This is a genomic window from Peribacillus sp. Aquil_B1 (assembly GCF_022603275.1).
Taxonomy (GTDB): Bacteria; Bacillota; Bacilli; order Bacillales; family DSM-1321; genus Peribacillus.
The window spans coordinates 219,695-230,751 of the sequence record NZ_JAKXEE010000001.1 but is presented as its reverse complement, the minus strand read 5'-3'; the positions used below and the strand labels follow the sequence as shown (position 1 = coordinate 230,751).

The window sequence follows — 11,057 nt, the reverse complement described above, 5'->3', positions numbered from 1 at the left end:
TTAATCCCTTCTGAACGTAAATTCTTCGTAGTCATCATCATAAATCAATTTAAACGCTTTATTGGATTGAAGATTTACGAATAATAACTCCTTTTCCCTGTTTCCGTGCTGCATGATTTTATCTATAAATTCAACAAATTGAATGCAATCTTCTTTATCCTTCTTATTGGGACGATATCCTTTAGACAACTTAACCAGCATTTCATATAAAGGATAATCGATATCCATATAGAAAGGATTTCTCCTTGATTCATCACCAAAAGCTAAACGAATCGTCAAATGAAACCTATTTAATACACCATCGCCACCACTTTCCAAGTGTCCGAAATAAGGTTTGATCATTAATGATTGTGCCACTTGAATGTTTTCATTCGATTTATCAATATAAACATAATCATTCTTTGGACTGCCATTCCAAAGGAAAATGGATTCTTTTAATAAAGAATTCATTCTTTTAAGTCCATTTCTGCTTCCAATATTAAAATGATATAAATATGAAAGATATTCCTTGTAGTCGCTATCCCCAAAGACTTCCTTCACTTCATTGGCTAAAAAATAGGCCAAGCGGATTAACGCCTTATTATACAGATGACGAGAGGCTTCCGTTAAATCATGGAATGCTCCAATACCCTCTATTTCCTTTGCCCAATCTCCAATGGAAGTTAGGTCGATATACTTTTGAAATGTATCCTTGATATCCAATGAATTATTCAATTCAATCAGTATTTGATCAACTACATCCGTACGCTTATGAATTGGGTCCAATGCTGAAATCACTGACAACAAATGGGAGCGATCCCTTCCTTCGAAAAGAAGGTAAGGAAGTAAACCTTCCGTCTTTTGAACAGCATCAGAATTGATATAATCCACTTCTTGATTAGTCGGCACCATGATATCATAAATGAAATTGAGTAAAGATCGCGTTGAAATGATCATTTTATGCTTGATGATAGCCTGAATCAGCAAATCCACTATTCCTTTCCTGATTTCCGGCAACATCAGTAATTCATAGTTTGTGATAAAGAAACCTTTGATTCTATCCTTATCCCTTAAGTATGCGCGGAAGAAAGGATTTTCCCCCGTATTGTTCACTAAACGCTCTAATAGGGTCGAATAATATTCTGAAACAGATCCACTTGCCGTTAATTCAAAGGGTTGATAATCACTAAAACTGATTAAATGAAAATTGTCATTCTCTTTGTTTTCCGTAATGGTTGAAGTTTCAAATACATTGGCCGCTTTAATGAATTCAGATAATATTTTGAAGTTTTCCACCGCATAAGTCGATTCCATGAAGTTATTCAAGACTCCCAGATTAATGGCCAAAATCAACTTATCTTGAGCACCTTTAATTTTTTCATCACTGAAAGGCTTCAAAATTTCAGCCAATGTATCCAAAGAACTCTTTTGCGGATCAAAACTCTCGGTGGCATCGTTATGAATCATGAACTGATTTACCAACTCAGGATATTTATTTTTCAAATATGCAAGCAAATGGGATTTTCCATCACCAACACTTCCACACAAGAAAATCAACTGTGCCTGATTCCTACTTACCGACCTATTCAATGCCTGTTCCAAATCATCTTGAATCGACCTTTTCACATGTAAATATTCTTTAAAACCACTAAATTGATTTGAATTCTCGATGGCCTCTTGCGAAGATTCCTTTAGTTTCGATAGCTCTTTAAGTAAATAACTTTCCCCTTCTTTAAGAGTGAATTCAGAATGTTCACTAATTCCTTTTTCATAGACAAGATTAGGCTGTGACGATATTTCCGGATTTACAGGAACTTCACTCTCGGTTTCAACTGTCGCAGCAGCCGCTTTGGATGCTGTCAATATCAACTCCAATTTTTTCTCGAGGCTTGAGGTCTTTTCCTCAAGTTCGCTAAAAATATTTAATTCACTTTTCGGTTGGGGATATTTATATTTTTGTGCAACAAATGAATAATCACCATATAGTTCCATGAACCAAACTGATACTTCAAACAACCGTTTATGCATCTTGAAGGCGTTTTCCAAATCATTATCAATGAACTCATGTGATCCTTTATTCCCTAAATAACGGATTGTATCGAAAGATCTTGCAATATCCTTTGTTAAAATCTCCTCTTTTTCCAGGAGCTGAATCCGTTCCACTAATTTTAAGTAGCTTATATTTTCAAGCTCTTCATGTTGCTTAGCAATTTCCTTCAATAGCTCTTCAGAAAATATTCTTCCTTTTATTAAAACCGTTTGCGGATCATTATAAAAGACATCTTCAATCTGCCGACCAATTTCCGCCAATTTCGGAAACTTCCCCTCTAAAAACCCAAAATTATTATTCTGCAATTACTAAAACACCTCAGTATGTCTAGATTTTTAAAAGCCTATAAAAATATATATTCAAAAAAATGAACACTGATCATTTTCTACCTTGCTATAATTAAACATGAAACTATATACTTATAGTTTCATGTTTAATTATAGCAAACGGTTTACAATGGTCCTAGAGTAATAACCCATTTGTTTTCCATAGTTAAAGTTTTGTTGTAAAAATAATTCTAATATGTCACAACTATTCTACTTACCACTTATCATATTAATGGTTACGTCCATTAATGTATAAGCCAATTTATGATTAGAAAAAAAAGCAACCAACCAAAGGTCAGCTGCATTTCCCACTATTTATTTTGCATCCATTAATCATTCATGCTTTAATGTTCTTTATAAAATCCCTAACAAACATTTCATGCTTAATATTGGATTTGCTTTGGAGTTCTTTCAATGTGAGTTCACCTGTATTCAATGGTAGTTCATCTTCTTCATTATAGTCTAGCCCTATCACTAAAATCGGGAAATTAAATATACCGTTAGCCGATTCCAGTTCACCCACAGTTTTTTCGTAAGTTGCTATTCCACTGTCTATGCGCTTTGATAAACTTTCTGTTGGTAATATTAGCACACCAATATTATTACTTTTTTTATAATTTAAAAATTGGAGTTTAAAATAGTTCCGATAGGTACTTGCCACGTTTCCAAATTCAACTTCAAGATGAATATTGTAGTCTTGGGCCTCGGTTGAAACATTCTTTTTATAGTCAATCGTTAAATATTCCTTATCATTTACAGGAAAATGCTCATCAGGGTTCCAGCCATCGGATTTTAGTCTTAGATTTAAATAGGAATCTATAATTTGTTGAATTACGTCCAGTTTCTTTTGATTCGTGGATTTATTTTTATATATGGGAATTGGTGCTTGTTCGCAAATATTCATTAGCTCATCATATGATTGTTTAAATGGCTTTTGAGATAGAATATTCTCAGCGAAATTATGGGAATGAATTTTCAGTTTCATTTTCTTCTCCTATTTTTACAATTTGTCATAGTTTATTTTACACTCAAAAAAATATTTGATGATTAACCTTTTACCAGTTATTTATCTATTTCTTCTTATATAAAAACATTTCTTACTTTCCAAGCATGATAAATAACTATTACCCTCAGCTTTTACCAATCTTCTTCATCTTCATCCCAGTTTTCTTTTGCCTCTTCAAGGCTTTCGATCAAATAATCCAGGAAATTATCAGCTACCTTTCGACCATAGCCTTCTTGATTATCCCACATAATAACTGGGCATTCACCATTCTTCATTTTATTAGTATCGAGGCAATAGGCAAATTCATCAATATCTTCTATAACCACAAGTCCATCTAATAAATCATAATACTCTTGATGACCTTTGGTAGCATCTACTACTGCTGGACCCGTAAAACCATATCCAATTATTCTTACTCCAAAAAGTCCACCGTATCCATAATTTCTTAAAAACCACTTGTAACTTTCCGGTAATGAGACCTGTAATTTTTGTTCAGTTTCTTTTACTTTGTCTTCACTTACTCCACCTGTAAAATCATCATCTTCGCCATACTGCTTAATGAATTCCTGTAAAGCTGAATATTTCACCAAAATCACCTACTAATCTTGAATTTCGTATTTGCACGAACAAGTTTGAAGAATACAACAAGGACATAATCTATTAATTTTTTCCGCTAATTTATTGGGCATTTATCTGGCATTGATGACTTCTTTGAATTTTATGAAAGAAGGCCCGAAATTACCCCTGACACCAAAGGTACCAAGGGTTTGAAAGATTAACATATTGACATATAACGTTCGCGTTCCCATGGGTGAATTTGTGTGCGAAAGGTTCTTCGATCATATTCACTAAAACACTTAATGCTTATTTAATGGCTTCACATAACCTTTATAGAATTACTTTTAGGTTTTTTCTTCTTTAAAAATCTTTAATGTGGTCAGTTAGTGGTTAATTATTTTTTTCATTTCAACAAACAATCAAATTATATGCATAAATTCAATTCTCATTTTTCTTGAATCTTTTTGGAATTTTACTTTTCCATACTATCATGAGTTCCTTAAATTCTTCAGTCTCCATTTCATTTTCATAAGGCTCTTCATATTTAAAAAGATGTTCAAGGACTGTCATATCTTTTTTTATAAGCACACTTGTTGCGTTGAGATGAATCTCAAAATCCTGATATAAACCATTTAAAACATTTTCAACCTTTGTAATATACTCTTCTGCTTTTTGCTCAGTAGAAATGTCTTCAATAAAATCAGCGAATAATTCTATCTCACCTGGTAATTTTATTCTAAGCATTTCTAAATGATCTCTATAAAATTCGTATGAATATTTCATAATCAAACTCCTTCATAAATTGGATAGGCAGTTGCAATTGAACCGTCTGGTTTTAAATACATTTCTATTGTAATTCCTGAAGAAGTTAAGGATGAATATTTATTTCTACCTATTTGCCTTTTATTAACAAAAGCCTCTTCAATAGATTTTAATACCTGAACACGGTCCCAATCTTTTGGAAAAAAGCTTGAATCTACATTTTTTCTAACTCCATTAACTTCGACCGTAGCTCTATACACTCCATTTCTATCAGGCATTGTTTCTGTACCTGGAACTATTTTACCACCCATCATACTCTCGTGATGATAACCAACAGCTTTTCCACGTCGATTAATCTCTCCATGATAAACATGCCTCATAGTATCTATAGTAAACTTTTTCCCACCATCTCCATTGACTTGAGACTCCACTTTCGCCATCGTAATTAACTGATCCTTCAACCCAACACCATTAACCACATTATAAGGTACTCCCCCTGCCAACAACAGTTGGTTTTTAGGATTGTATGGCAATAGGTTAGGGATAGAGAATTCTTTTGCCTTCGTAACGCCTTTAACTGCAGCGGCTTTTGTTGTTGCTACCCCAGTCTTCGTTACAGCTCCTGCGCCTTTTGTTCCCACTACTGATGTGACGACTGTTCCGAGGGCATAAGTTACCCAATGAGACCGCGAATAGGCATCGCCATTTACCATATCTCTTTCATAAGAGTCGGAGATGGACTTGGATATATATTTATAGGTTTGAATCGGATGCATGATTGAATTTGCTACATCTTCAACTGTTTCCCCAGGGTCTGTGACGAAGTCCCAAACTCCTGTCACGAAGTCTTTACCTACATCATACAGGCCTACGCCGATTCCTTTTGCAATGTCTGCGGTTTGCTTGGATGCTTCTAGCTGCATGACATATTGCTGTTGGGTGGGCGCTAAGTTTTCGTACCCGATCTGCTTGGCGATTTTGAGGAACTCATCTGGATCTGTTACATGATCGAGTTGTGCCTTCAAGTCTTTGATCTGGCGATTCTCCGCTTCCTCTTTCTTAACCTTGAGATATTGCGCGGTCTCTTTTTTCCTAACTTCCAGGTTTTTATAGGCTTCACTATTTTTATAGGCTGCTGCATTAAAATAGAGCGGGGATACTACTCCTCCCCTTGTACTGGATATTTTCAATTGCTCCATGAGTGCCGTCACTGCTGCTTGGTCCGCTTCGGATTTGGCATATTCAGCCGTCCACTTATGATCGATTTCGTTTACTTTGTCGATCGTTTCGGTTCTTTTCTTTTCAGCTTTCTCGATATTCTCATAGAACGCATCATCGGAAAAGGGCTCTAACTGAATGATATCATCAATTCCAGCCAATATTTTTTTCAGATCACCTTTTTGGGCTGTGACCATTTCCTTGGAATTCCGATTGGCAGTTGTCAGCTCTTCCTCTAAAAAAGGGACCGTAACCACCGTTTCACTCAGATTAGCTTCGATGGTATCTCCTTGAATTCCACTTAAAAAGGCAACATGCCGATTGATCAGGCGCAGCCAAGAATCCACGACATCGATCTGTGCTTTGTAAAACCCTTTGATTGCCTCTGCGCCTTGACCTTGCAGCTCATCATCCAAATGAACGATACTCTCAAATCCTTTTTTTAATTCCGTGAGCTGTTCTTTCAAGTCCTTATATTGCCCAACACGCGTTTGCATGGCAGAAACTAGTGTTTGAGATTCGTAAATCATCGACATGATTAAAAGTCCTTTCAACTTCTTTTCTTATAAAAACTTAGAGATTACTTATGTAATATTTTTATTGACTGTAAAATTATGGACTACATATATTTTAGAAGAGTTTCTATATATATTCAAGAAATGAAGGGGATTTCACTAAATCGTTTTTAAATTTCAAGTTATTTGGTGCGTTTCTTTTTAATATCAAATGTCGTAAGGGTTGATCGATTGGGTCATTTATTATTTGGCACAATACTTGCATCAGAAAATGTCGGTAAGAATCTAATTCTTAAAAAAACATATAAGAAAGACGGGGATATAATGGAAAAGAAAAATCTTGCGTTAGCTACACGGTTGCGTCATGAATTGCATCAGCATCCAGAGCTTTCAAATGAGGAGGTTTGGACAAAACAGCATTTAATCGGCTTTTTGAAAGATCATACAAAGTTAGATATCGTTGATAAGGGTACTTGGTTCTATGCGGTTTATCATGCAGGGGACGGTAAAAAGAACTTAGCGTTCCGTGCGGATTATGATGCTCTTCCTATGGATGAAGGCATCGACCTCCCACACGGTTCTCGATTCCCTGGAAAAGCACATAAATGCGGACATGATGGTCACGCTGCAACTCTTGCCGGTTTTGCGTTAGAGATAGATCAAAAGGGTGCCGATAAAAATATCTTTTTTCTATTTCAGCCAGCTGAGGAAACGGGGGATGGTGCCCTTCAATGTGTCGACCTAATCAAGGAAAATAACATCGACGAAATTTTTGGATACCATAACATAAGCGGTTTCCCCTTCAAGTCTGTCAATGTCATCGACGGAACATCTAACTGTGCATCTAAAGGTATGACCATTCACATGGAAGGTGCTCCTGCTCATGCCAGTCAACCCGAGGACGGGGCAAATCCTGCCTTTGCAATAGCGAAGATCATCGATGCCATTCCTGAGTTCATCTCTCCGGATAAAAACAGGGGTTTAATCCTTTGCACGGTTGTTCAGGTAGCGATTGGAGAAAGAGCCTTCGGCTTATCTGCGAGTAAAGGAGACTTGCTTTTAACCATCCGTGCTTTGTACGAAGATGAATTGGATAGGCTTCAGAGTAATCTTGAAGATCTTGCTAAGGCTCAAGCAGAGGAATTTGGTTTGAAGGTACGCTTCTTTTACAACGATGAATTCCCAGGAACCGTAAACCACAGTGAGAGCTCTGACAAGATTCGTCAGGTTGCAAAAGAAAAGGGAATGCAGCTGCTTGAAATGAAAGAAGCTTTCCGCGGCTCTGAGGACTTCGGCCACTATACGAAGTTAACAAAAGGAGCCTATTGCTTCATCGGAAATGGAGAGGATTATCCCCAAGTTCATACATTTGAGTATGACTTCCGCGATGAACTCATTGAAGCTGGAGTTGAGCTATTCAAAGGACTTGCAGAACTGTAACGATAATGGATGACAATAGGGTAAACGGGTTAGGGAGAATCATCATGATTCTCCCTTTTTTATTTTGCGGTGAATCTTAACCATTCATGGATTTAAAGTAAAATAATTTTTACTCAATTAGTAAAAATTATTTTACTTTCGGAAACCAATCCTGCTTCGGGGGTCGTCAGTTTTATTACCTATCATTTTGATGTGGATAAAATTTAATTGATAAAAATTAAGAATGATAGGATTTCATCACCATATTGAAAGATAATTCAAAAATTCTCACTAAAACTAAAAGTAATTTATTAAGCTGGCATTAAATTTGCATAATATATTTTTAATCTCCAAATTATTTTGCAAACATAGGAAATCGCTTTCAATAGTTTGTGTGGATTCGAGCCTTTAGAAAAGGAGTGATTTAATCTTACCTTTCGCAGTTAAGTTGTAGCTCTGAACACTATGTTATGGACTAATTTGTAAAAAAGGATGTGTTATATGAATAAAAAAGGAAAGATTTTTTATGGTTGGTGGATAGTGGCGGCTACCTTCATGATTATGACGTTAATCTATGCGCCGATAGCAAACTTGGTTTCCCTATTTACTCTGCCTGTTACGAAAGAACTTGGATTTGGTATACCTCAGTTTATGGTTTATTATACGATAATGGCTTTAGCAGGAATGGCTGTAGGCCCAATAGCAGGAAAACTAATGAAAAAGATGGATATAAGATTATATTTAACTATATTTATCGTAATTGGGGCTAGTGCATTTGTTGGTTTTTCGTTTGCAACTAAGCTCATTCACTTTTATCTATTTGCCATACTTATGGGTGCAGGTCTCATTGGAGGCGCAGCGATTCCTGCATCGGTTCTTATCACGAATTGGTTTAATGAAAAACGCGGATTATGTTTAGGGATCGCTTTATCTGGGAGCGGTTTCGGCGGTATAATTTTCAGTCCCTTAGTTAACTGGCTGATTACAGCCTACGGATGGAGATCAGCTTATCTCGCGATAGGTGTTTTAATATTTGTTGTATTAGTTCCATTAGCGGTGTTTGTCATAAGATTGAATCCAGCTGACAAAGGACTATTGCCTCTAGGTGAAGCAAAGTCTTTGAATAGTACACAAAGAACCGTATTTACAGGTACACCCCAGGGAGAAACATTTAAATCATTATCATTTTGGGCTCTTTGTTTAGCCATTACAATAGGTGGCATCGTTGTAAATAGTATGCTTATTAATCTTGCTCCCTATTTAAATGAAATAGGCACCACAGCCAAAACAGCTGCACTTTTATTATCATTGGGTTCAGCAATGGTGATAGTTGGCAAGCTATTAATAGGGCGATTATTTGACAGGTTAGGATTAACAACGACTTTACTTATTATATCTGCAGGAAGTTTAGTGAGTTTCTTATTCTTGATGAACGCAAACTTGTTATTGCCAGCCATTTTATATGGAGTATTCTCGGGATTAGGCGCAACGGCTGTTACTGTAACCCCTGCCTATATTACAGGAGCACTTTATGGCGAGAAAGAATTTGGTGCCAAATATGGGATTGTATCCATATTCATCTCACTAGGCGCGGCCATCACCCCTATCATTTCAGGGGCCATTTATAATATTAATCATTCATATGGATTGCTTCTAAATGTTTTAATTGTGCTTTCTGTTGTGCAATTTGCGCTATTTTTAGTTGCGATTAAAACAAAACCAAAATTCGATATACATTCAGATAGTTTAAAAGAAGAGGCATTTTAATTTACGATGAACCATATTGCATGAGTATATCTTGATTATGAGATATCTCATTCGGATTTAAAAGAATCCATTATCACGCCCCATCTTTAAGATGGGGTATCCTCAGCCTTGATAAAAAGGTTACAACGCTAACGATATGCTAAATAAGGAGGAATGAACATGGTTGATTTTTCTGCAGAATCAAAAAAACACAAAGAACAAATCATTAAAGACCGTCGTTATTTACACCAATATCCGGAGCTGGGCTTCGATCTTCCAAATACACAAAAATATATTCGACAACGTTTGGATGAAATGGGGATTGAAAATGAACCATGCGGTGTCTTCCCTGATGATATTAGACAAAAATATGTGAAAGCAGGATTTGGGGAAAATAAAAATTGTACAGGTGTAGTAGCCAGCATTGGCAAAGGTGAACCTTGCATTCTCCTTCGTGCAGATATGGATGCACTTCCAATTGAAGAAGAATATGAATCCGACTATAAATCCAAAATTTCAGGTAAAATGCATGCTTGTGGTCATGACTCACATGTAGCCATGCTTTTAGGGGCCGCTCAAATGTTGAAGGACCATGAAGATGATTTACAAGGAACGGTTAAACTAATGTTTCAGCCGGGTGAAGAATGGGGCTATGGAGCCAAGTTAATGATTGATGGCGGTATCCTTGAAAACCCTAAGGTAGATGCCGCTTTTGGCATTCATATTATGCCTGACCAGGAAGCAGGCACATTATCTGTTCACAAAGGAACTTTAACACAAGCTATGGATACCTATATCATTGAGATTCAAGGTGATGGCGGACATAGCTCACAACCTCATAAAACAATTGATGCCAATATGATCATGAATCAATTATATACAAGTTTAAATTTATTATATACTCGCGAAGTGGATCCCAAAGCGAATGTTACATTCTCTATAGGAGCTATGTCTGGCGGCACGGTTACAAATGTCATACCGGATAAAGCAGTATTACAGGGGAATATGCGCAGCTTTGATCAAAAATCCAGAGATCATTTGTGCAATCGAATTCCCGAAATGATTGATCATGTTGTTAAAGCGTGGCGCGGGAAATATAATGTAGTCGATTTCCATACACCAACCACTTACAATGATTCACAATTCATTGCTGAAATTATGCCTGCTTTAGAAGAAGTCATGGGTAAAGACAATATTGGAGATAATGGACCACTGGGCGGTTCGGAAGACTTCTCCTATATCTCTCAGGCAGTACCTTCTGCATTTGTGGTTTTAGGTACAGGTAAAGAGGGTGCAGCACCCGTTCATAATCCCCGCATGCACCAAAATGAAGAAATGTTTATATACGGTGCTGCTTTACATGCAAACGTTGCTATGGAATGGTTAAAAGCTCAACATGAATAAGAATTTAAATAATACGGTTCTGGGAGTAAGATAACTCTAAATAAAAAAAAGAAATGGATAGTCCCTTTGTTTTC

Annotated in this window: 8 protein-coding genes; 3 read left to right on the top strand and 5 right to left on the bottom strand. The window is 36.4% G+C overall.

What is annotated here, in order from left to right; translation table 11 throughout:
- The 5 genes from dptF to MPH60_RS01150 all read right to left on the bottom strand — a co-directional run bounded on the left by dptF (position 1) and on the right by MPH60_RS01150 (position 6,435).
- Entirely contained in the window at positions 1 to 2,334 is a 2,334-nt protein-coding gene (dptF, locus tag MPH60_RS01170; RefSeq protein ID WP_241589272.1) for a DNA phosphorothioation-dependent restriction protein DptF, read from the bottom strand.
- Positions 2,335 to 2,692: 358 nt separating this feature from the next.
- On the bottom strand, positions 2,693 to 3,340 hold the full coding sequence (locus MPH60_RS01165) for a BglII/BstYI family type II restriction endonuclease (RefSeq protein ID WP_241589273.1): 648 nt from the start codon (positions 3,338 to 3,340) through the stop codon (positions 2,693 to 2,695).
- Positions 3,341 to 3,492: 152 nt separating this feature from the next.
- Positions 3,493 to 3,948 carry an SMI1/KNR4 family protein gene (locus MPH60_RS01160; RefSeq protein ID WP_241589274.1) on the bottom strand — a complete coding sequence of 152 codons (456 nt, stop codon included), beginning with the start codon at positions 3,946 to 3,948 and terminating at the stop codon, positions 3,493 to 3,495.
- A 409-nt stretch (positions 3,949 to 4,357) separates the two neighbouring features.
- Positions 4,358 to 4,702 carry a tRNA-Val4 gene (locus MPH60_RS01155; RefSeq protein WP_241589275.1) on the bottom strand — a complete coding sequence of 115 codons (345 nt, stop codon included), beginning with the start codon at positions 4,700 to 4,702 and terminating at the stop codon, positions 4,358 to 4,360.
- A 2-nt stretch (positions 4,703 to 4,704) separates the two neighbouring features.
- The gene (locus MPH60_RS01150) at positions 4,705 to 6,435 is read right to left on the bottom strand and encodes a T7SS effector LXG polymorphic toxin (RefSeq protein ID WP_241589276.1); all 1,731 of its coding nucleotides are present in this window, start codon (positions 6,433 to 6,435) and stop codon (positions 4,705 to 4,707) included.
- Between the two features lie 210 nt (positions 6,436 to 6,645).
- Between MPH60_RS01150 and MPH60_RS01145 the strand changes: the two genes are divergently transcribed.
- The 3 genes from MPH60_RS01145 (at position 6,646) to MPH60_RS01135 (ending at position 10,983) form a co-directional block, all read left to right on the top strand.
- A complete protein-coding gene (locus MPH60_RS01145) occupies positions 6,646 to 7,854 on the top strand; it encodes a M20 metallopeptidase family protein (protein ID WP_241589277.1) in 1,209 nt (402 codons plus the stop codon).
- A gap of 480 nt (positions 7,855 to 8,334) precedes the next feature.
- The gene (locus MPH60_RS01140; RefSeq protein WP_241589278.1) at positions 8,335 to 9,600 is read left to right on the top strand and encodes an MFS transporter; all 1,266 of its coding nucleotides are present in this window, start codon (positions 8,335 to 8,337) and stop codon (positions 9,598 to 9,600) included.
- 159 nt (positions 9,601 to 9,759) lie between these two features.
- Complete coding sequence (locus tag MPH60_RS01135) at positions 9,760 to 10,983, top strand: M20 metallopeptidase family protein (protein WP_241589279.1); 1,224 nt, start codon at positions 9,760 to 9,762, stop codon at positions 10,981 to 10,983.
- Positions 10,984 to 11,057 lie beyond the last annotated feature (74 nt).

Coding starts and splice junctions, on each gene's coding strand:
- MPH60_RS01150 (WP_241589276.1), bottom strand. CDS start 6,435: ATGTCGATGATTTACGAATCTCAAACACTAGTTTCTGCCATGCAAACG.
- MPH60_RS01165 (WP_241589273.1), bottom strand. CDS start 3,340: ATGAAACTGAAAATTCATTCCCATAATTTCGCTGAGAATATTCTATCT.
- MPH60_RS01135 (WP_241589279.1), top strand. CDS start 9,760: ATGGTTGATTTTTCTGCAGAATCAAAAAAACACAAAGAACAAATCATT.
- MPH60_RS01140 (WP_241589278.1), top strand. CDS start 8,335: ATGAATAAAAAAGGAAAGATTTTTTATGGTTGGTGGATAGTGGCGGCT.
- MPH60_RS01155 (WP_241589275.1), bottom strand. CDS start 4,702: ATGAAATATTCATACGAATTTTATAGAGATCATTTAGAAATGCTTAGA.